This is a genomic window from Variovorax paradoxus (assembly GCF_009498455.1).
Taxonomy (GTDB): domain Bacteria; phylum Pseudomonadota; class Gammaproteobacteria; order Burkholderiales; family Burkholderiaceae_C; genus Variovorax; species Variovorax paradoxus_H.
This window is the reverse complement of sequence record NZ_CP045644.1, coordinates 748,309-768,380: the sequence shown is the minus strand read 5'-3', so window position 1 is coordinate 768,380 and position 20,072 is coordinate 748,309. Positions and strand designations below refer to the sequence as shown.

The 20,072-nt window shown below is 60.1% G+C and carries 18 protein-coding genes and 1 pseudogene; 10 read left to right on the top strand and 9 right to left on the bottom strand.

Annotated features, from left to right (window positions below; translation table 11 throughout):
* Positions 1–5 precede the first annotated feature (5 nt).
* The 7 genes from GFK26_RS03465 to GFK26_RS03435 form a co-directional block, all read right to left on the bottom strand.
* Positions 6–1,223 carry an efflux RND transporter periplasmic adaptor subunit gene (locus GFK26_RS03465; protein ID WP_153280824.1) on the bottom strand — a complete coding sequence of 406 codons (1,218 nt, stop codon included), beginning with the start codon at positions 1,221–1,223 and terminating at the stop codon, positions 6–8.
* Positions 1,220–2,530 (bottom strand): TolC family protein, encoded by a 1,311-nt coding sequence (locus GFK26_RS03460; protein ID WP_153280823.1) that lies wholly within the window; start codon positions 2,528–2,530, stop codon positions 1,220–1,222. Before GFK26_RS03460 ends, GFK26_RS03465 begins: the two co-directional genes overlap by 4 nt.
* A gap of 89 nt (positions 2,531–2,619) precedes the next feature.
* Positions 2,620–2,952 (bottom strand): cobalt-zinc-cadmium resistance protein, encoded by a 333-nt coding sequence (locus GFK26_RS34095; protein ID WP_153280822.1) that lies wholly within the window; start codon positions 2,950–2,952, stop codon positions 2,620–2,622.
* Between the two features lie 111 nt (positions 2,953–3,063).
* Entirely contained in the window at positions 3,064–3,363 is a 300-nt protein-coding gene (locus GFK26_RS03450; RefSeq protein WP_153280821.1) for a zinc ribbon domain-containing protein, read from the bottom strand.
* Positions 3,364–3,426: 63 nt separating this feature from the next.
* On the bottom strand, positions 3,427–5,133 hold the full coding sequence (locus GFK26_RS03445) for a phosphoethanolamine transferase (RefSeq protein WP_194274016.1): 1,707 nt from the start codon (positions 5,131–5,133) through the stop codon (positions 3,427–3,429).
* Between the two features lie 532 nt (positions 5,134–5,665).
* Positions 5,666–6,604: a LysR family transcriptional regulator gene (locus tag GFK26_RS03440; RefSeq protein WP_093299076.1), complete on the bottom strand. Its 939-nt coding sequence runs from the start codon at positions 6,602–6,604 to the stop codon at positions 5,666–5,668.
* A 102-nt stretch (positions 6,605–6,706) separates the two neighbouring features.
* The gene (locus GFK26_RS03435) at positions 6,707–7,930 is read right to left on the bottom strand and encodes a porin (protein WP_093299079.1); all 1,224 of its coding nucleotides are present in this window, start codon (positions 7,928–7,930) and stop codon (positions 6,707–6,709) included.
* Between the two features lie 1,441 nt (positions 7,931–9,371).
* Between GFK26_RS03435 and GFK26_RS03430 the strand changes: the two genes are divergently transcribed.
* The 10 genes and pseudogenes from GFK26_RS03430 to GFK26_RS03385 all read left to right on the top strand — a co-directional run bounded on the left by GFK26_RS03430 (position 9,372) and on the right by GFK26_RS03385 (position 18,091).
* Complete coding sequence (locus GFK26_RS03430) at positions 9,372–9,716, top strand: helix-turn-helix domain-containing protein (RefSeq protein ID WP_093299082.1); 345 nt, start codon at positions 9,372–9,374, stop codon at positions 9,714–9,716.
* 198 nt (positions 9,717–9,914) lie between these two features.
* The gene (gene tnpA, locus GFK26_RS03425) at positions 9,915–10,286 is read left to right on the top strand and encodes an IS66-like element accessory protein TnpA (protein WP_093299084.1); all 372 of its coding nucleotides are present in this window, start codon (positions 9,915–9,917) and stop codon (positions 10,284–10,286) included.
* Positions 10,283–10,624, top strand: coding sequence for an IS66 family insertion sequence element accessory protein TnpB (gene tnpB, locus GFK26_RS03420; protein WP_143042879.1), 342 nt, complete (start codon positions 10,283–10,285; stop codon positions 10,622–10,624). The genes tnpA and tnpB overlap by 4 nt, the downstream gene beginning before the upstream one ends.
* A gap of 70 nt (positions 10,625–10,694) precedes the next feature.
* The gene (gene tnpC, locus GFK26_RS03415) at positions 10,695–12,170 is read left to right on the top strand and encodes an IS66 family transposase (protein ID WP_093299087.1); all 1,476 of its coding nucleotides are present in this window, start codon (positions 10,695–10,697) and stop codon (positions 12,168–12,170) included.
* A 112-nt stretch (positions 12,171–12,282) separates the two neighbouring features.
* On the top strand, positions 12,283–13,509 hold the full coding sequence (locus GFK26_RS03410; protein WP_093299089.1) for a tyrosine-type recombinase/integrase: 1,227 nt from the start codon (positions 12,283–12,285) through the stop codon (positions 13,507–13,509).
* Positions 13,506–14,462 carry a tyrosine-type recombinase/integrase gene (locus GFK26_RS03405; protein ID WP_093299901.1) on the top strand — a complete coding sequence of 319 codons (957 nt, stop codon included), beginning with the start codon at positions 13,506–13,508 and terminating at the stop codon, positions 14,460–14,462. The genes GFK26_RS03410 and GFK26_RS03405 overlap by 4 nt, the downstream gene beginning before the upstream one ends.
* Complete coding sequence (locus tag GFK26_RS03400) at positions 14,455–15,456, top strand: tyrosine-type recombinase/integrase (RefSeq protein ID WP_093299092.1); 1,002 nt, start codon at positions 14,455–14,457, stop codon at positions 15,454–15,456. The genes GFK26_RS03405 and GFK26_RS03400 overlap by 8 nt, the downstream gene beginning before the upstream one ends.
* A gap of 123 nt (positions 15,457–15,579) precedes the next feature.
* Positions 15,580–15,774: pseudogene (locus GFK26_RS03395) on the top strand (transposase domain-containing protein); the annotation flags it as partial.
* A gap of 308 nt (positions 15,775–16,082) precedes the next feature.
* Entirely contained in the window at positions 16,083–16,766 is a 684-nt protein-coding gene (locus tag GFK26_RS03390; protein ID WP_093299094.1) for a heavy metal response regulator transcription factor, read from the top strand.
* Complete coding sequence (locus GFK26_RS03385; protein WP_228121890.1) at positions 16,763–18,091, top strand: heavy metal sensor histidine kinase; 1,329 nt, start codon at positions 16,763–16,765, stop codon at positions 18,089–18,091. The genes GFK26_RS03390 and GFK26_RS03385 overlap by 4 nt, the downstream gene beginning before the upstream one ends.
* Before the next feature lie 992 nt (positions 18,092–19,083).
* Here GFK26_RS03385 and GFK26_RS03380 read toward each other — a convergent pair.
* On the bottom strand, positions 19,084–19,509 hold the full coding sequence (locus tag GFK26_RS03380) for a hypothetical protein (RefSeq protein ID WP_143042880.1): 426 nt from the start codon (positions 19,507–19,509) through the stop codon (positions 19,084–19,086).
* 118 nt (positions 19,510–19,627) lie between these two features.
* Entirely contained in the window at positions 19,628–20,047 is a 420-nt protein-coding gene (locus GFK26_RS03375) for a hypothetical protein (RefSeq protein WP_093299102.1), read from the bottom strand.
* Positions 20,048–20,072: the final 25 nt, after the last annotated feature.

Sequence of the window (20,072 nt, the reverse complement as noted above, 5' to 3'; positions counted from 1 at the left end):
ATTCCTCAATGTGCGTCGCCGATTTGCGACTTCAGCACGCGCGCCTTGAGGGCATAGGTTCCCGCACTCACCACCTGTTCGCCGGCCTTCACGCCTGACTTCACCACCGTCCGGCTCCCGAGCCTGTCGCCGGGATCGATGGCGCGCTGTTCGTAAGCACCGTTCTCAAAGACGAAAACGTTGGGCTGGCCTTGCATGAGAACGATGGCCTGGTCCGGCACCGTCAGCACCTCCGTCTTCGGTGCCGACTGCGGCGAGGGGCTTTCGATGGTGGCGGTCGCGAACATCTCAGGCTTGAGGCGGCCCTCGCCGTTCTTCACCTCGATGCGCGCCGGAATCGAACGCGTCTCCTTGTCGAGGATGCTTGCAACGTAGGTCACTCGTCCTTCGAAGCGCTCGTCCGGATAGGCACCGACGGTGACAATCGCTTTCGCACCGACGCGGACTTTCGCCAACTGAGCCTCGGCCAGGTTGGCCTCGATCCACAGCGTCGACAGGTCCGCGACGACGAACAAGGCATCGCTGGGTCCGGCCAGGCCGCCTACAACGGCCTTTTTTTCGATGATCGTGCCGGCCAGCGGCGAAGTCAGAGGGAAGACGGAGGCCACGCCTGCACCCTGGCCCGATGGGACGCCGAGCAGCCGAAGGTGGTCCTCTGCGGCGCGAAGCGTCGCGCTTGCCTTTTCATGCTCGGCTTTGGCCCGCAGGTAATCCTTCTGCGGAATGATCTCTTCTGTCTGCAAGGCAGTGGCGCGCTTGTAGTCCGCGTCAGCCACTCGCTGGGCAGACCGTGCCTGGCTCAACGCCGACGAAGCCTCGCCAACGGCCAAACTGTCCAGGGTCGCGAGCGACTGGCCGGTTCGAACATTGTCACCAAGGCTTGCCGCAACAGTGGCAACGCGGCCTTCGACGCGAGGCGCAATCCTGGCAATGCGATCCTGGTTCGCACGAATCGTCGCTGTCACCGTGACGGTATCGGCCAGAGCCTGCGCCTTGAGTTCCTCCAGGACGATGCCGGCGCGATCCGCTTCCTCCTTCGAGAGCTTGAGGCCTTCTTTCTCGGCAGCCTTCTCTTCGGCAGCGGGCTTCTCGGCCGAGCCGTTGCTGCCTCCGCAACCGGAAAGTGCAATCACTGCAAAGGCCGCGCAGATCGCTGCGGCAAGCTTGGTCAGAGCGGAACGTTCGGTACTGCGCTGATCGACCAGGGTGGAATTGAATTTCATGGCGTGACTCCTTCAGGAGGCCAGCCGGCGGCCAGCTCCAGTGCAAGACGGGTGGATTGATAGTCGATGAGCGCGTCGATGAGATCGCGGCGTGCGTCGAGGGCTTGCCTGTTCACCACAATCAACTCGAGAAGACCGATCTGGCCAGCGCGCTGCGACTTGACCGAGAGCTGCTGGTTATCGAGCAGCGCCGGAAGCACGCGCTCTTGGAGCCTGGTGACGCGATCCCTCAGGCTCTCCAGCTTGGCCCAGAGCGCCTGCACCTGCGCTTGCGCGTCTCGAGCGCCCGCACTGCGCGAGATCTCGGCTTGGGTGAGCGCGCTGCTTGCTTGTCCGATGCCAGCGGCATTGCGCTTGAACAGCGGTAGGGGCACGGAGACTGAAACAGTTGTAAGCCGTTCGCGTGCGCCGGATGCACCTTCACGTCCCACGCCCACGCCGACAGTGAGATCGGGATAGCGGCTGGCGCTCTCCAGCTTCAGCTTGGCCCGTGCAGACTCCTCCCGCGCACGCAGGGCCTGGAGGCGGGGCTGGCTATCGACCTGGGACAGCAGGGACTCGAGGCTGTAGGCCGCGCTTGCCGCAGGTCGGAGCTCGCCGCTCGCCTGGGGCAGGCTTTCCGCGCGGAGTTGAAGCTTCGCAGCCAGCTCAGCGCGAGCGTCGAGCAATTGTTCCTTTGCGACGGCCAGCTGGTTGCGGGCACGCTCGGCCTCGACCGTGGCCACGTTGGAATCCAGCTTGGTGTCTTCACCGGCGATACGTCGCTTTTGCACAGCTGCCGCGGTGCTCTCGAAGAGACCCAGCGCCTGCTCTTCGAGCTCAGTGCGTTGTTGCAAGGCGAGGACGCGGTAGTACAGCTGCGCCACCTCGACGCGAACTTGTCTGCGCGTCTCGGCGATCTCTTCTTGCAAGGCCGTCAGTGCTGCGTCGGCAGCTTCGCGGCGAAAGCCTCGCTGGCCGGCGATCTCGAATGTCTGCTGGACGCTGCTCGACCACTCGCGACGTCGTTCAGACGACGCCCCCTCCTGGGGGACAGTCCGGCGGGTGCCATCCCAAGAGACGACTGGATTGTTGTAGAGGAAGGCGTTGGCATCGGTGCGCGAACCTTCCGCCGAAGCGAGTTCGGCCTGCTTGGCTCTCAAGGCCGGATTGGATTCTTCAGCCAGCCGCCAGACTTCCGTCAGGCTCAATCCCTGAAGGACCGGCCGGGGTTGCGCAGTTTGGGCGGTGGATGTCGCGACTTGCGCGAGGCTGGGCCATGCGGCCAAAGCCAATGCACTGGCAATGACCAGCGTCTTGATTCGCATCGAATTCTCCTAGCGTTGAAAAACAACCAAAGGCGAGATTCGGCGAGCAGCCGTCGTGGGAAAAGGAAAAGAGAAAACGTGCTCGCCGATCAGAGGGCGAGCATTCGTGCAGGGCGTTCAAGCCCTATGGGGATTGGCGAACGGTAGGTCGGAAGGCTGAGCGCTGGGGGCCATCCTCCGACAGGGGCCAGGAAATGAAGAGACGGAAGCGGAGCGATGTGGACAACGCTGGCATGACAACCGATGCAGTCGTCGCTGTCAGCGAGCGTCTTTAGCTTCAGGTCTTTACTCTTTTCACCCGAAGATGCGTTGGCATGGTGCTCGTGGTGACCAAAATGCGCGGCACCGGTGCCAGCCTCATGCCTGCAGTAACCCGTGGCCGCACCCCACGCGAACTGCAGCGGCAGGATCGCGAGAAGCATGGCTAGGAGGAACGTACGCATGATGGCAAGTGTATCGACGGTGCTGGATTCTTCGATGGGCTTGGCTGCGAAAATCAGGTCAGGGATCGGGTGATCTCGCGGGATCGCAGCTTACGCTGCCGCTTGACCGCATTTTGCGCAGAAGCGTGCTCCGGGCGCCAAGGCAGTGGAGCAGCCAGAGCAGACCCGTGCTGCTGCAGGAGCTGCGCCGCACTGTGCGCAAAAATTCGCGCCAGGAAGGAATGGGGCTCCGCACGATCGGCAAGGCTGCCCGCCGCGCGCATCGGCTCCTCCGTACGGATAACCACTTTCCCGCCCACCGTGATGCCCCGAACGGCTCGACGGACCATGCCCACGTTGGCCGTGGCCACCGTTTGCCAAGTTTCGAAAGATGTCGCTGAAGAAGCTCATGATGATTCCTTGGAGGGCAGGAGCGCCCATTGCTGTGGAATGACGTAATTGGAAACCATGAAGTCACTTCAGGGTCAAGCGCTGCGGTGCATTTCCGCATGCATGGGACGCCCGCGCGATCGCCAACACGTCCAGATCGGCTCGGTACGCCGCGGTGGCGACGCCGAAAAACCCAAGCAATGTTGAAAACAGGTTGTCGTGGGAATATTTCTGGCCGGCCACCGACGCAAGGCACGAGATCGGCAATTTCAGGCGATCCTGTGTCTGAGCCGGTAGCCAGGCGAGCATGGGAACGTGCGTTTGCTCGCTGGGCGCAAGCATCGGCGGCAGCCCGTGCAGATAGATGTTTCGCTCGCCGAGGCTTTCACCATGGTCCGAGATATAGAGGACCGCGATGTCTATCGCGGGGGCGCGGGCGCGCGCGGCCTCCACGATCCGAGCGATGTTCTGGCTGGCGTACTCTATCGTGTTGTCATAGGTGTTGACGAGCGCTTGCCGGTCGCAAGACTGGATCCGATTCGTATCGCACGTCGGCTGGAATTTGCCAGGTGCTGGATACCGCCGGTAATAGGCAGGCCCGTGACTGCCCATCTGGTGCAGAACAATGGCCGTGTCCTGCTTCACCTCGCTCAGGCGCTCCTCCAGCGACTGGGTAAGGATTTCGTCTAGGCACGCGTCCTCACCGCAAAGGCCGTCGATGCCTGAAGTCGGCATCTGCCGGGTCGGCACTCGCGCACAGACTCCTTTGCAACCGGAGTTGTTGTCGAGCCATTGCACCGAAACACCTGTCCGCAGCAGGACGTCGAGTACATTTTCGCGCTCACGCGCCTTCTGCACGGAGAAGGCCTCGGCACCCAGCCCGGAGAACATGCAAGGCAACGATGTCGCGGTGTCGGTGCCACACGAGACGACATTCTGAAAGTACAGGATGTCTCGGTTAACCAGGGCTGTATTTGTCTGACGCGCATAGCCACCCAGGGAAAAGTTCGCCGCTCGTGCGGTTTCGCCTACGATCAGGACAAGCACCAGAGGGCGCCCGGAGAGCGTCTCGGTACGACGCGCATCCGGTGCTACTTGAAGAAGCGCCGTAGGTGTCGTATCTTCGCCTTTGATGTAGCCGTATACCGCATTGATGTAGTTCGTCGGAACAAGCTGGAAGCGGAGTTCCCGATGGTTCCGAAATGTCGATGCCAAGGTTCCATATGACGTGGCAAGCAACGCGCTAGCGACGCTGGCCGCAACCACACCTAGCAGTGTCATCTGGACTGCTGATTGCTTCCATCCGTCATTGCGAATGCCGATGAACCACAGCAATGCCGCAGGAAAAATACCCCGCCAAAGCACATCGACGAACGCTGGAAATGATAGCAACTCCCGGACTTCACGGGAGTCCGTTTCGATCATGTTCCGAACCAGTCCCTTGTCGAAGAGCACGCCCCAGGCATCGAGGTAGTGCGATACGCTGGCAGAGGTGACTAACAGTGTGCACAACAGGAAAATCCCAGCCCTGCCAACGACGAAGGGTCGCAGAACTGCGGCGAAAAGCAGCACAAGAAAGATCCCAAGCCCGACCGTCGAAGCTGCGGTGGTGGCACTCAAGCCGTCCTGTGCCAACGCGAACGTCCTCCAGAAGCTGAGGTTGTCTACACCAACAATCCAACTTGCAGTGCCTACGCTTGCCCAAGTTGCGGAGAGTGGCACATTCGTTACCCGCAAGGAGGTAAGTGGTGCGTCGGCGCTGGAAGGCTGTCGAGGGGGGAGATTTGGCATGGTCGAAATCATTCACGCGGATCGAAGGCGGCGGCTGCCAATCGCGTCAGTCGTGGCGGGCGATTCTAGAAATCGCATCTAACAAGCGCCGAACTGCAACATTACAGGCGCGTAATAGATGTAGAAGCGCTAGGGCAGGACGCCATGGAACCTTTGGCTTAATTGAGGAGTTGAAGCAAGTAATGTCACTTTTTCTTCTAACTCTTCGCTTTTGAGTGCCAAGGTGAGTGAATCCGTCATTGAGGATGTGTGACGAGAAATGGCGAGGGCGTTTGGTGCAAGGAAGTTTATTTTTCCGCCAAAATTAAACCCGACTTGTTGGATTCCACCGATCTCTGACCTGGGGGATTTTTGATGGCAATCAAAAATCTGGTGTTGTTTGAAACGATGCCTTGCGCGGACCGAGTTGCTTCTCGTGGCTCTGAAAAATTAAATAACTGCAGGCATCAAATCAGATTCGAAAAAATAATCAACATCGGATCGATAATTTTTGCTGCAGGAAAAAATTCCTTGCTCCTGAGGTTTTCTAAATCTAAAGGCGTGGGCTTGGAGTTGGCGACAGGTTCGATTTGAGGATGTGAGAGAAGGCGCGAACGGCTGGGGCTCTCACCCGTCTGCTTGGATAAGAAATATGTATCTCTAATTGAGGTAGCATGATGTCTGGAAGCACTCGTATCAAGAGATTCTCTAGCATCAAGGGTTCGCAGATGTATGCAGGAAAGCAGCCGATACCCAAGCCCTGCAGAACAAAAGCTTGAAAAATCTCCACATCATTCGTGGTAGCTCGAGCATGCAAGGGCTTGGAAGCCGCACTTCCGGTGGCCGACAAAGGGTTTGAATTTATCTCGCCAGAGCTGTTGAAAATAAAATCATGTCGATCTAAGTCTGAGGCAAAAAGGGGGCGACCTCTTCTTTCAATGTATTCTGGTGAAGCGCATAGCCAGTGGTCCATGCTTGTTAATTGGGATGAACCAGGATGACTACGCGAGGTGATCGCGATGTCAGTAGTCTCTGCCTTTAAGGCCGAATCATCAGAGGTAATGTCTAATTGTAGCTGCACGCCCGTGCAGCTATTTAAGAATTGAAATCCTATGTGATTTCGCATGGCGGTGGTAAGAAATAATTCCGTTGAAACACATACCGTCAAATGTCCCTGCGGTTTCAACGGAAGCGATCCTACATAACCAAGTGTGTCATCGATGCGCTGAAGCATTTCAGCCCCGCGTTCTTTAACGACGGCGCCAGCTTTGCTAAGTCGCACCTTGCGGGTTGTACGTAGAAGTAGTGGCGTATTTAGAATTTTTTCCAATCTGGCAATACTTCTGCTCACACTCGATTTGTGAATGCAGAGCTCCTCTGCGGCAGCGGAAAAGCTGCCAAGAATTGCCACGTATGTGAAAATTCTCAAATCGTTCAAATCAATTGAATTTGCATCGATTTTGCCATTTTCGTCCAAAGAGAAATTTTCCATGCAAATTACAAACAGACGTATTTCACAATGTAAAAAGCCACCTAGCCTAAGCTGGGTGGCTTTCAGTCTTTCGATTCGAAGCTGGCTTACGCCAGCATCAAATTAGAAAGCGTGACGGATACCGAAGTCGTAGCCGGTCGAGCTCTTCGGGGTGAAGCCAGCGCCGGAGAAGAAAGCCGGACCACCGACGGTCAGCGCTGCACCGTTCTTGTTGCTCACGCGAGCAACGGTAGCGTACAGAGCAGTGCGCTTCGACAGATTGTGCACATAGCCGATAGCCAGCTTGTTGGCCTTCGGGTCAGCGATACGCGGCTGGAACAGCACTGCAGGCTGGTTCAGGTCGTACTTGACCGACGAGTAAGCGGCGCGGATCAGGCCAGCACCGACGGGCACGGTCACACCCAGCAGGTAGCCGGTCAGATCGGTATCAGGCGTAGCGCCGACGAACGGGGTCACTTCATAGTCAACCTTGTTCTTCACGCGCGACACTTCACCGAACAGCTTCACAGGACCGAAGTCATACGAAGCACCCAGGTTCAGCGTGTTGACCTTGTTGGTCACGCCAGCGTAGAACTGGTCACCCGAGGTGCTGCTGCCATAAGCCAGCGCGACGTCCAGAGGACCATTGGCGTAGCCGAAACGGCCACCGACGTAACGGCCGGTGCGCGAGTTGTTCGCGACGTTGGGCGTAGCGGTACCAGGGCTGTACTTCGTCTTCTCGCTGAAGCCGTATTGGACCTGGCCGTAGAAGCCACCCAGGTTCGGGGGCAGGAAGTAGCCGATGGTGTTGCTGGCGCGAACGTAGTTCGGGTTGCCACCAAAGCCACCCGCACCGCCGGCGGTGTTGAAACCGCTGGCCGTCGAGATCAGGTTGGTGCCCACGCCAACAGTGCCGAACGGATCGAACACGGTGTCGTTCCAGAACGTCGGGGTGTAATCACGACCCAGGCGAACTTCACCGAAACCACCCGACAGGCTCACGGTCGAGCGACGAGCGAACGTCGACACGCCGGTTGCGCCGTCGTCATTGGTGATCGGGGCTTCGAGCCAGAAGCTGGCGGCCAGGCCGCCACCCAGGTCTTCCGTACCACGGAAGCCCAGACGGCTGGAGTTGTAAGCGCCACTGGCCAGTTGACGGCTGCTGACCTTGACGCTGCCCTTGTTCAGGTAGAACGGATTCAGGAAGGTGGCGCTGTTCAGGTCACGCGAGGTGGACGAGTAGCCGCTGATCGACGCGTCGACCACACCAAACAGCGTGACGGACGACTGAGCCGAGGCAACACCGGCAACAGCCAGAGCAGCCAGAGCAACTAGAGATTTTTTCATTGCAAGTTTCTCCAAGGTTAAACATAGGGCTCCGGTGCGAAGGGCTCACCGTGACTGGCACTTAGTGCTCCCACCGGACCCCGGGCCAACCTCCTTTTGGGAAGTTGATGCTATTGCACCAGAGCCGATGCGGCAGGGCAAAACAATTCGCCCTAAATCTTGGAAGCCCTGCATTTTTGTTGTGCATTAGAGACATGCTCGCGAAAGTGGAGCAGCGCCTCGCCTGGGGGCTCTGGTGCTGCCTCGCGAGGATTTGTAGCGTATCGCGCCGCTTTGGAGGGGGCCTTCCGACTTGACTGGCACTTGGGCGAACGCCCCGTATGGCCGATCATGGAACTCGGCCGACAATGGGCCGAGCCCGGCCATGGCGGTTCTGGCCCCTGGGCTCCTGGTTCCCGCTGCGCGATTGCCCGACTTTCCTCGATCGCACAGGGCCTTTGGATGCGCCGTACAGCTTGGACTGCGGTCCTGCCTGCTGTGAGTAAATGGTGTCCCGCACTTGACGGTTGTGAGTGACGGCAGCCGACGGGGGGGGCTCAGTTACTTGGGTGTCGGTTGTTCGGCTAGAGATCTCTACGGGGGCGGCAACTGCCGGGCAATGCTGTCGGGTGGCCTAGCACTTTTGCAGCGACCGCCTTGAAGCTCTCGTGGCGATCGCAGGTCACCCAACTTGACTCTGCGCGGCCCGCGGTGGCTCAAACTATGCCAGAGCTCAGTCCAAAGAGCGAAGGGCGAGGCCTTCGAGGTCTGACCTTCAGACCGAGCTCCTGGCGGTTCTCGCCAGCGCTCACCCTAACGGTCACTATCAACGGCACGCATCGCGGCGCCTAGCCACTTACGTCTTCACTGTGCAGATCGCGCCAAGCCGCTGGCGGGTGGTCGCCATTGATCTGGCGCCCCAGAAAGGCGTGAACACGCTCGTTCAGTTTGCTGCATGACTGGGCAGATTCTGTTCTTCGTGGTGCTGCCCATGCAGGGCGTCTTGAGCAACTCGTCCGATGGGTAGGCAAGGGACCGGAAAATTGAGATAGTGGCTGCCACAGGTACCGTGTGGGGGCGCAGCAAGTGGGAAAAGTTTTACAGGACTTCATGAGGCATCGATGCAGGCGTACTCCAAAATCAGCTGTTTAACCAGCTTGATTCAGCAGGAGAGGGCGGCTGAGCATGCGTTATCAACGTTCGGCCAGCCCAGCCTGCGCATGGATTGACGTTTGGCGGCTACAGTTTTCAAAATCCAATCCGACGAAGAATCAGATACAACCGATTGGAGATTCACTTCTGGCTACTCGAAAGCTGAATTTTTAGACGTCCGTTTGGCGGTAAATGCATCTGTTGAAACCTCCGCGAGCTTCACGGCGAGTGTCGCTATGAGAGTATTTGTACGTCGGGCACGAAGGAGGATTTGGTATAAAGGAGGATATAAACCCACAAATATCTAAGCATGTCACATGCGAGCGGTACTCAGGTGGACCCTGCGCTGCCTTTGTTTTCTCGGCGACTCAAGGTAGCACGGTTGCGTAGCAACTTCTCGCAGGAGCGATTGGGTGTAGCGGCCGGCATGGATGCGTTCTCCGCTAGTGCAAGAATTAACCAATACGAACGTGGAAGGCACATGCCTGATGTGCTGATGTCCAGGCGCTTGGCCCAGGTGCTGGGTGTGCCGCTGTCGTATTTTTGGGCAGCTGACGATGACGAGGCGGAGCTTTTGCGACTTTTCCACGCTCTTGGGGGGGACGGGCGTAAGCGGGTTTTGTGTTTGCTTCAGGAACTGACTGTCTCAAGGTAAAAGGCACTTTCGAATCCCGTTGGGTGCGGTGCTCGGCCAATCCTGCATTGGATGCGACTGTCGTGGCACGAGATAAATGCGTGGCGCCCCCTTGCCTTAATTAAGCAGGCCAATTCATTAGGAGAGCCGTAAGGGGCTGGCCGCCCCATCTTGAACGCTCGGGCGCTGGCGGCAACGATCGTGTCCACGAACGAATAGATGGACATGATGGCAAACGGTCAAGAGGTGCGTCGGCGCCGGTACAGTGAAGAGCTCAAGCAGCAAGTGCTGAGCGAATGTGAGAGGCCGAACGCATCGGTGGCGAAGGTCGCGATGGCGCATGGCATCAATGCCAACGTGGTGCACTCCTGGCGCAAGAAGGTACGGGAATCGTTGGAGACGCCCGATGCCATCGCACTGCAGGAGCCGACGTTCGTTCCAATGATGTTGCCACCGGTTGCGTCGGCGGTGTCGGCATCCCCAACGCAGATTCAGGTGCAGATCAAGCGCGGCGCCGTGGTGATCAGCGTGGACTGGCCACTGGAGGCGGCGGCGCAGTTGGGCATCTGGACGCGCGAGTTGCTGAAGTGATCCGCATCGACGCGGTGTGGCTGGCCGTGCAGCCCATGGACATGCGCGCCGGCGCCGAACGACTGCTGGCAAGCGTCGTGAAGGTCTTCGGCGCCGCGCAGGCACATCACGGCTACTTGTTTGCCAACGCCCGGCACACGCGCATCAAGCTGCTGGTGCACGATGGCTTCGGTGTGTGGTGTGCCGCTCGACGGCTGAACGTCGGCGGCTTCGCGTGGCCGGCTCAAGGTTCGACGAGCGGTGCGCCGCTCACGCTGACGCGCGAGCAATTCGACGCCCTGGTGTTGGGCCTGCCCTGGCAGCGCCTGGAGGACATGCGCGTCATCACCCGGCTGTGAAGTCGGCGCGCGAGCGTTGACAGCGCTACCCCGCATGGCAGGTGCGTGTGATCGCCGGCATGATGGATGTATGCAGCACCTGCACGATCTCAATGCCTCGGACCTCAGCAGTCTGTCGCCCGAGACCGTTACCGCGCTGGCGCAGCAGATGTTGGCCCACATCCAGCAGCAGGCCCAGCACATTGAGCGCCAGGCGCACGAGATCAAATTCAGGGACGCCAAGCTGGAGAAGGTGATGTTCGAGCTGGCGCGCCTGAAGGCGTGGAAGTTCGACGCTAGAACCGAAGCCATGAACGCCGAACAGCGGCGCCTGTTCGAAGAGACGATGGCCGAGGACGAAGCCAGCCTGCAGGCGCAGCTTGAGCAACTGCAATCCAAGTCGCCGGCCAAGCAGGCGCAGGAAGAAGGCGACAAGCCTCCATGCAAGCCTCGCCGCCAGAAGCTGCCCGAACATCTGCGTCGGGTAGATCACCCCCATGAGCCCGATGACACGAACTGCCCGTTGCCCGAATGCGGCCGGCCGATGGTGCGCGTGGGCGAAGACATTAGCGAACAACTGGACATCGTGCCGGCCGAGTTCTTCGTTCATCGCCACATCTACGGCAAGTGGGCCTGCCGCTGCTGCCAGTGCCTGGTGCAGGAACCGGCCGTGCCGCAGATCATCGACGGCGGCATCATGGCCGCCGGTCTTATCGCGCACACGCTGACCAGCCACTTCGTCGACCACCTGCCGTACTACAGGCTGGAGACCATCAACGCGCGCTCCGGTGTGCACACGCCGCGCTCGACGCTGGCACAGACCTCGGGGCGCGCTGGCGCGGCCCTGGAGCCCTTGTACGACGCCCACAAGCGCTTCGTACTGCAGTCGAGGGTGCTGCATGCCGACGAGACACCTGTTGCCATGTTGGACCCAGGCCGGGGAAAGACGAGGAGGGCCTACATCTGGGCCTATGCCAGGGGAGCCTTCGATCCACTGCCGGGCGTCGTGTACGAGTTCTGCCTGGGCCGCGGCGCCCAGTACCCCATTGCCTTCCTGCAGGGAAGCGACGGCTTCGGCGCGCACATGCCTTGGAGCGGCACGCTGGTGCGCGACGAATACTCGGCATACGACAACGTCGTCGCAGCGCACGCTGATCGCATTGCCGCTGGATGTCTCGCTCATGCGAGGCGCCACTTCCACGAGCTGGGCAAGTCCGGCACCAGCGACGTGGCCACCGAAGCGCTCAGGCGCATTGCGACGATTTACCGCGCGGAGCGCCAGTTCGGACAACTCGCTGGCGAAGACCGTCTACGCATGCGTCAGTCGGTGACCAGGCCTCTGTGGGAGGAACTGCATGTGTGGCTGCAGCTCGAGCGCGCCAGGGTCCCCGATGGCGGGGCGACGGCCAAGGCCTTGAGCTACAGCCTGAATGCCTGGGCTGCGCTGACGCGCAACCTCCTCGACGGCGACGTGCCGGTGGACAACAACCACTTGGAAAACCGAATCCGCCCCTGGGCCATGGGACGCCGTAATGCGAAGTGCGCTTTTATGCGAAGTCGCGCGTGACGAGATCGGCAAAAGGGCAGATCCCGGCGGTCTGAGGCGCATCCGGATGGCTCTGGACTTCGCATAAAAGTAAGCGTCTCCTGCGGTGTCAACCCCACCTCAGGAGACGATCATGGATGCTTTTGATACCCTTCATCCGACGGCCGCGTCATGGCTTCGCTCGAGCGCGCTTGCGCCGTCAGTACCTGCCTATTGGAGCTACTTGACCGAGCGGCGCTATGCGCCCAGCACGGCGAGGTCGTACCTCTGCTGCCTCGCGCACTTCGCGCGATGGATTCGTCGATGTCGTCATCCGCTGGATGACCTCGATCACGCGATCGCGAGGTTCATCGATGAGCATTTGCCACGCTGTACTTGCCCGTCCCTGGCGCATCGTTGTCGCCACCAAGTTCGAGCTGCACTGCAACACCTGAGAGTAGTTCTTGGGAACTCCGGGATCGTGACAGACAGACGTCGGGTCGACCCGATTGAAGAGGCACTGCACCGCTATGACGAGCATATGCAACAGGCCAGGGGCTTGGCTCGAAGTACTCGTCTTCGGCGACTGAAGATCGTGGACGCATTAATTCGCAAGGCTGCGGCGGTCACGCCGAGCGCGGAGCAACTGCGGCGATTCATTGCTCAGGAACTCGACCGCGTGTCGCCGGCCAGTGGGGGCGTGATCGCCACGGCATTGCGCGGCTACTTGCACTTCAGAGCCTTCGAAGGCGACCGTGTCGAGCATTTGTTACCGGTGATTGGGTCACCGGCGCGGTGGCGCTTGGCGCCGCTGCCGCAGACGCTGTCGCGCAACGATGTCGAGCGATTGCTCGATGCCTTCCCGCCCGGGCTGCCTTCGCGCCTTCGCTCATACGCGATCGTGCGATGCTTCGTGGACCTCGGATTGCGCACCCACGAAGTCAGCCGCCTTGCGCTGGACGACATCGACTGGACGGCCGGCACCTTGCGCATCGCCAAGTGCAAGACCCGGCGCACGGACTTGATGCCCTTGCCGCCGGCGACCGGCCGCGCCATCGCCGAGTACCTACGGATGGAGCGACCTCTGACGGTCAACCGGCAGGTGTTCGTCCGGCACGTGGCGCCGGCCGACGAACCCGTGGGCCCGGACGTCGTGCGCAACACCGTGCGCAATGCCTATCGACGCTGTGGCTTGCCCTATACCCGCGTGCATATCCTTCGCCACACCCTGGCCAGCCGACTGCTCGACACCGGGGGCACACTCAAGGAAGTAGCCGATGTGCTGCGTCACCGCCACCTCGACACCACACTCATTTACGCCAAGGTCGACATGAATCGCCTTGGCGCTGTGGCAATGCCATGGCCGGGGAGCACGGCATGAAGGCCGAGACGACGCTGCAGGCGACTGTGCAGCGCTACCTCAAGGAACGTCGGCAGCTCGGCTTTGCGTTGAAGGCGCCGGCCACCGAGCTGATGCGGTTCGCCCGCTTCGCCGACGCCCGCGGCCACAAGGGGCCGTTGACGCGGGAATTGCAGGTCGAATGGGCGCGGCAGCATGTTCACCGCACCGACACAGTGACCGCGGCGCGCAGGATCGAGATCCTGCGGCCGTTTGCGGCCTACTACCGGCAATTCGAGGTGGACACCGAAGTGCTGCCGACGAACGCCCTCGGCCGCGGTCACCGCAGACTGACGCCGCACATTTACACCAACGAAGAGATCCTGCAACTGCTACGGTACGCCGATGGCCTGGCCCCCTTGGGGGGCTTGCGCCCGCTGATGTACCGCACGCTGTTCGGGCTTCTGGCAGCCGTCGGGCTCAGGATCTCCGAAGCGTTGAAACTTCGGGTCGGCGACATTGATCTGGACGTCGCGACAATCACTGTACGGGAGACCAAGTTCCACAAGTCCCGCTGTCTTCCGATCCATGCCAGCGTGGTGCAGGCGCTGATGGAGTATCGGCACATGCGCGACCGGCACGCCGACTCCGATGCGGATGCGCCATTCTTCGTCTCCCGCATCGGTGGATTCTTGCCCGCAAGTACTGCCGAGCACGTCTTCAAACGCCTACGACCTCGATTGGGGTGGTGCACGCGAGGCGACCACACCAACCCGCGCCTGCACGACCTTCGGCACACGATGGCAGTTCGACGCGTTCAGCTCTGGCATGAGACTGGTGTGTCCATTGACCAGGCGATGTTCTGGCTGTGCACCTACCTTGGCCACGCCAAGATCACCGACACCTACTGGTATCTCACAGGCGTACCTGAATTGATGGACATCGTCGGCGCAAAGTTCGAGCGCTTCTCGCTCGCAGGAGACGGCGATGAGTAAGCCGACATCGCCGAGCTTCGCGACCCTGGTGCAGGAGTTCTTCACCGACTACATGCTCCAACAGCGAGCCCTGAGCCCGTGCACGGTGGCTTCGTACCGAGACACATTCGTGCTGCTGCTGCGCTACGCGCAACGGCAGGGCAAGGAGCCGAACAGCATGGAGCTGACCGACGTCACTGCGAAGTTCCTCGTCGGCTTCCTTGATTACCTTGAGCAGGAACGACACAGCTCAGTGCGCAGCCGCAACATCCGGCTGGCCGCAGTGCGCTCCTTCCTGAAGTTCGCCGCGAGACGCGACCCGCTTCACCTGGGCCTCATTGAGCAAGCCCTGGCTGTACCGATGAAGCGCTTCGATCGCAAGATGGTGGGCTTCGTCCCCAGGCAACAGATGCTCGCCTTGATCGACGCGCCGGGCGACACCTGGATCGGCCAGCGAGATCGCCTGATGTTCGCGCTGATGTTCAACACCGGGGCCCGTGTCTCGGAGATCCTCGGCGTTCGGGTGGAAGACGTCGTGCTCGGCCCGACGTCGAGCATCCGGCTGCACGGCAAAGGACGCAAGCAGCGCTCATTGCCGCTGTGGAAGACCAGCGCCAGGGCGGTGAGGGATTGGCTCCACCTGAACCCAGAACTTCACGCCGACTCGCCGCTGCTGCCGCGCCGCGACGGCAAGCCTATGACGCGGGCCAACGTCGCTCAGCGTCTGAAGCTCGCCGTGCAGATCGCCTCTCGCAAATACCCCGACTTGATCAGCATGTCGGTGTCGCCGCACCTGGTTAGACACGCCACGGCAATGTGCTTGCTTCAGTCAGGCGCCGACCCGTGCGAGATCGCCTTGTGGCTCGGACACGAGAGTCCAGCGACAACGCACATGTACGTCGAGGCGGACCTGGCGATGAAGGAGCGGGCATTGGCGCGCCTGAAGGCACCGCAGGTGAAGCTCACTACGTACCGTCCGCCCAAGGCTCTGCTGGCGTTCCTGAAGGCGCTGTGATTCTGCGAAGCGGTCATGGGAACGAGTTCCTTCATGTCCCTCGGACCGATCGCAGTGTCGACATCCCGACTTCGCATAAAAGCGCACTTCGCATTACGGCGCTCATGAACACAAGAGCATGAACGCCGCGCCTGGCTGTTCGCCGGCAGCGAACTGGCTGGTCAGCGCGCCGCCATCGTGATGAGCCTGGTGCAGTCGGCACGCCTGTGCGGCCACGACCCGCATGCCTACCTCAAGGACGTCCTGGAGCGCTTGCCCACGCACCTGAACAGCCGAATTGACGATCTCCTGCCACATCGCTGGCAACCGCTCACCTGACTCTGCAGCAGGGGCAGCCGCGCCGCTCATCACCGTCAAGATGGAGCGCCCATCCGCTTACGGAGAGCCTGACCATGAACGGCAAGAATTCGATTCGCAACCTGGATTGTGGAGCGAGCCCTGTTCGTGCCTCGCAGGCACACACGTAGCGCGCCTTCCCTGTCGGGAGGTGCCACATGGGTTGTGTGGCGTGATCAAAGTCAATTTCGCCGAACAAGGGCGGCGGTTGCATTTGCTGTGCGGAGGAGGGTTCGTAGATTACCGAAATGTAATCGTTCCCCTCTCATCGCGAAGTTACGATCAAAAAAATGCACCTACTAGTAATCGAAGACGAAGTGAAGTTGGGGGACTACCTGCGCAAGGGCCTGGTGGAAAGCGGCTTCAACGTCGATCTCGCGCGCGATGGTGCTGAAGGGCTGGGCATGGCGTTGACAGGAAACTACGATGCGATCGTCCTGGATGTGATGCTGCCGGGCATCGACGGCTTCAAGATCCTCGAAGCGATCCGCAAGTCTTCTTCCATTCCCGTGTTGATGCTGACCGCACGGGACGATGTGGCCGATCGCGTCAAGGGTTTGGAAAGTGGTGCAGATGACTATCTCGCAAAGCCTTTCGCCTTCTCGGAATTGCAGGCGCGCATCCGAGCGCTTCTGCGTCGTGGAACACTGCAGGAAACAACGCGCTACGCACTGGCGGACCTTCAATTGGATCTCACCACGCGCAAGGCGACGCGGGGTTCGAAGCGGCTGGAGCTGACGGCCAAGGAATTTGCCCTGCTTTCGCTTCTGCTGCGCCGGCAAGGCCAGATTCTTCCACGAGCGATTCTGGCTGACCAAGTCTGGGGAATGAACTTCGACAGCGATACCAACGTGGTCGAGGTGGCCGTGAGACGGCTTCGGATGAAGATCGATGATCCTTTCGAGGTGAAGCTGCTCCATACAGTTCGAGGTATGGGGTATGTACTCGAGTCGCGAGAAGCAGAATCGGCGTGAAAGACAAATCCATCCAGACATCGCTGTCGCGCTGGTTCGCGATACAAACCTTGATTGGCTTGAGCTTCGTGTGCGTGGCCGTGTATGCCGCGACCCGATGGAGCTTTCAGCTCAAGCAATCGGAAGAGTTCACGAGGTATATCGAGCTCGTTCAGCATGTGGTCGAAGAGACTAGCAATCCTCCCGATCTTGACGCCTTACGGCACAAGCTTGGTGACTACTTCCTTTCGCACCCGGATGCAGCTGCAGCGGTGTGGGTTGGCAAGGAGCAGGTCTACCTGCCGCCGGGTCCGGCCGCCAAGGGCAACTGGGTCACGCAGGACCGCATGCTCGAGGGACTCGCAATCGACGGCAAGCCGATCAAGTTGCAACTGACACTCGATGTCTCCAAGGATGACTTGTTGCTGCGCCGGCTCGCATGGACTCTATTTCTGGCAACCACCTTGGGGTCGTTGCTGGTCGCGTTTACCGGATCCTTGGTGGTTCGCCGTGGGCTGAAACAGCTCAAGCTCCTCGCGGCCAAGACCGCAGAAGCAGGACCGGAAAACGCCGGCATTCGAATCGACGCTTCGAAGTACGCAAGCGAACTGCAGCCATGGGTGGGGCAATTCAACGCTTTGCTCGAGCGAGTTCAAGGTGCATACGAGCAGCTCGAGTCATTCAACGCCGATGTCGCGCATGAACTCAGAACGCCTTTGGCGAACATGATCGCCCAAGCGGAAGTCGAACTGAGCCAGGCACGATCCGTCACCGCACTCCAAGATGCGTTGAGTTCCCAATTGGAAGAGGCGCACCGCCTCTCAAACATCGTGACGGACATGCTCTTTCTATCCAAGGCAGATCGTGGAGCACGTGCACGACGAACCGGGCCTGTAAGCATTGCCGAGCAAGTTGCGGCCGTTGCCGAGTTCCATGAGGCCGAGCTAGAGGCCTCCGAGCTTTCTCTAAAGATCGATGGCGACGCAAATCTCCTTGTAGACGTTGGCCTGCTTCGGCGTGCCGTCTCGAACCTGGTGAGCAACGCGATCCGATACGCTACACCACAGAGCCTCATCCGCGTGGCAATCGAGCAAGAAGGGAGCGCGGTCAAGCTTTTCGTGGACAACCGAGGGGAGCCGATCGACCCATCCGCGCTGCCGCATCTGTTTGAGCGCTTCTATCGGGCGGATCGCTCCCGCTCTGGATCCTCCAGCCACCATGGGCTGGGTCTAACGATTGTGTCGGCCATCGCACGCATGCACGGCGGGTCGACGTTCGCCTCTTCGGGTGGGGGCGTGACGCGCATTGGGATCTTGCTGGCCCAGCCAGAATCGAGCGGAGACTGAATCAGAGCGGATGCTTACTCTTGCCGACACATAGCTCGACTGGTGGATTTGTCTCGACCTCTAATTCGAACGCTGACTCATCAGAAGACCTGCGATGCATGGGGCCCAGCGGGCCACAGTTGTTTACTGCGCGGTTAACACCAACTGAGTCACAGGCACGGTCATGCGTACGCAACTGAATCTGGCGTATACCTCGGAGCAGTTGTTCTTTGCATTGGCCACAAGGTTCTTAGTCCAACGCGTGATGTCGACTGCCATTTACACCCGCACCCGCTCTCAGTTTCGACGAACGAAGTCGTTGGCGGTTTGTCGCGAAGCGAAGGATCGGCGCTCAGGAAGGGAGCGCCTTCTTTTTTACTTAGGATTGTTCAACACTGGTGGCCAAGGTGCACCGCGGCTAACTGAATTCCATGCGGGATGCTTCATTGCACCGTCGAGTTCGGCGACTACCTGTGCGCGAGTTTTGGGTTCGCCCGTCTTGGCGACGGGCCATGGCGCACCCCGACTCGCAGCATTCCAAGCAGGATGCTTCATTGCCGAGTTCAGGTCGGAGTCGATGTCTGCCCGGCTTCGCTTGGAGGCATGCTCTAGGTGGTAGGTCGCCCCGGCTTCATTGGGTGAGGGGTGGTAGGCGCCAGCGGCGGACGCGCTTGCGGCCGACAGAGTTGCAGCGACGAGAACTGCTGCGGTCACAGCGGAACGAAGAGTGCGAATCGACATTAAGGTCTCCTTTGTATTCCGCCCCGAAGAGTCCGGGGCGTTTAACGACTCTAGAAAGCCTTTCGAACACTTGGCCTGCAACCGGATTACATATTGGTCATCGAAATGTCATAAACAAAAAAGAACACCACCTGGGTGGTCCCAGCGTGGTGTCCTGATTTATCCGCCTCGTGGATACCGAGGCTAGGTGGCGATTGCGACTGGAGGCTATGTCCTGTCTGCTCGGGTCAGTTGCCTGCAAACTTGCTGCAGCGGGCAGCGGCCCCTTCGAATCAGCGCGTGACGGCATTTCCGTTAACTGGCGTCAGCGATGCACTGGCAGCGTCGCTTGAGCCACGAAGCTGTGCGTATGCGCGGTTTGCCTTGGCGTAAGCCGGATGATTGCCGCTTGCGAATGCATCGCTGTAGCTGAGCGCGCCAAGGCCAGATTTGATCCAGTTCATCGTGTCGGCCTGCACTGCCGCACGGGTCTTTTGCTGCACCTGCACGACGGCTTGAGGGTTGCCCTCCGGGTAGCCGAGCGTGGGAGCGGCGGCCATCCAGGCACGTGTCTCTGCGGCCACGGCAGGGCTGGAAACGTTGGATGTTTGAGCAACAGGGCGCGGGTCGCCTTCTGCATAGTTACCGGCGAAGGCTGGAACCGCCGCGGCAGCGAGAAGCATGGAGGCAAGGGGCAGTCGAAGCGAGGAGATTTGCATGAGGAGGTCCTTTGGATTGGTGGGTTCATACGCCGCCGTTCTCGACTGCGTGAGTGAACTTTAAAAAACCAGTCCTCCAGACTTCTAACTGCAGGATTACAGTTTGGTCATCAGCTTTTCACTTGAGGTTAAACCGAATGGGCTGCGGTGCCTGGCCCTTCAGGGAAACGTTGGCGACCACTTTGGTGCCCGCCCCCACGGCGAAACTGCCTTTTGCCTGGAGAGAGTCCGTGGCCGGCGCCAGCGTGACTTCCTCCTTCTTGCCCGACGACAGCAAGGTCACCTTGGCGGTAGCGCCGGCGAGATCCACGGGCTTGCCGTGGTCCGACACGTACAGGGAAATCAGATCGGGCCGAGCAACGAGCTCGTAGCTCACATCCTTTGCGACCGTCACGATGCCGCCATGCGCGGGCTTGGCCTCATCCTTATGGGCTGCTGCCCCTTTGCCTTCGTGGTCGTGCCCCTTGTGGTCGTCAGCAGCGAATGCGCCGCTCGAAATGCCGAGCGTGGCGGCTGCGATGAATGTTGCGAGTTTCATGATCGCTCTCAGATATGAATGGCGC

What these genes read in the sequence shown, in the direction of transcription:
- GFK26_RS03465 (WP_153280824.1), bottom strand. Translation starts at nt 1,223, where the DNA reads ATGAAATTCAATTCCACCCTGGTCGATCAGCGCAGTACCGAACGTTCC.
- GFK26_RS03460 (WP_153280823.1), bottom strand. Translation starts at nt 2,530, where the DNA reads ATGCGAATCAAGACGCTGGTCATTGCCAGTGCATTGGCTTTGGCCGCA.
- GFK26_RS34095 (WP_153280822.1), bottom strand. Translation starts at nt 2,952, where the DNA reads ATGCTTCTCGCGATCCTGCCGCTGCAGTTCGCGTGGGGTGCGGCCACG.
- GFK26_RS03450 (WP_153280821.1), bottom strand. Translation starts at nt 3,363, where the DNA reads ATGAGCTTCTTCAGCGACATCTTTCGAAACTTGGCAAACGGTGGCCAC.
- GFK26_RS03445 (WP_194274016.1), bottom strand. Translation starts at nt 5,133, where the DNA reads ATGCCAAATCTCCCCCCTCGACAGCCTTCCAGCGCCGACGCACCACTT.
- GFK26_RS03440 (WP_093299076.1), bottom strand. Translation starts at nt 6,604, where the DNA reads ATGGAAAATTTCTCTTTGGACGAAAATGGCAAAATCGATGCAAATTCA.
- GFK26_RS03435 (WP_093299079.1), bottom strand. Translation starts at nt 7,930, where the DNA reads ATGAAAAAATCTCTAGTTGCTCTGGCTGCTCTGGCTGTTGCCGGTGTT.
- GFK26_RS03430 (WP_093299082.1), top strand. Translation starts at nt 9,372, where the DNA reads ATGTCACATGCGAGCGGTACTCAGGTGGACCCTGCGCTGCCTTTGTTT.
- tnpA (WP_093299084.1), top strand. Translation starts at nt 9,915, where the DNA reads ATGGACATGATGGCAAACGGTCAAGAGGTGCGTCGGCGCCGGTACAGT.
- tnpC (WP_093299087.1), top strand. Translation starts at nt 10,695, where the DNA reads ATGCAGCACCTGCACGATCTCAATGCCTCGGACCTCAGCAGTCTGTCG.
- GFK26_RS03410 (WP_093299089.1), top strand. Translation starts at nt 12,283, where the DNA reads ATGGATGCTTTTGATACCCTTCATCCGACGGCCGCGTCATGGCTTCGC.
- GFK26_RS03405 (WP_093299901.1), top strand. Translation starts at nt 13,506, where the DNA reads ATGAAGGCCGAGACGACGCTGCAGGCGACTGTGCAGCGCTACCTCAAG.
- GFK26_RS03400 (WP_093299092.1), top strand. Translation starts at nt 14,455, where the DNA reads ATGAGTAAGCCGACATCGCCGAGCTTCGCGACCCTGGTGCAGGAGTTC.
- GFK26_RS03390 (WP_093299094.1), top strand. Translation starts at nt 16,083, where the DNA reads ATGCACCTACTAGTAATCGAAGACGAAGTGAAGTTGGGGGACTACCTG.
- GFK26_RS03380 (WP_143042880.1), bottom strand. Translation starts at nt 19,509, where the DNA reads ATGCAAATCTCCTCGCTTCGACTGCCCCTTGCCTCCATGCTTCTCGCT.
- GFK26_RS03375 (WP_093299102.1), bottom strand. Translation starts at nt 20,047, where the DNA reads ATGAAACTCGCAACATTCATCGCAGCCGCCACGCTCGGCATTTCGAGC.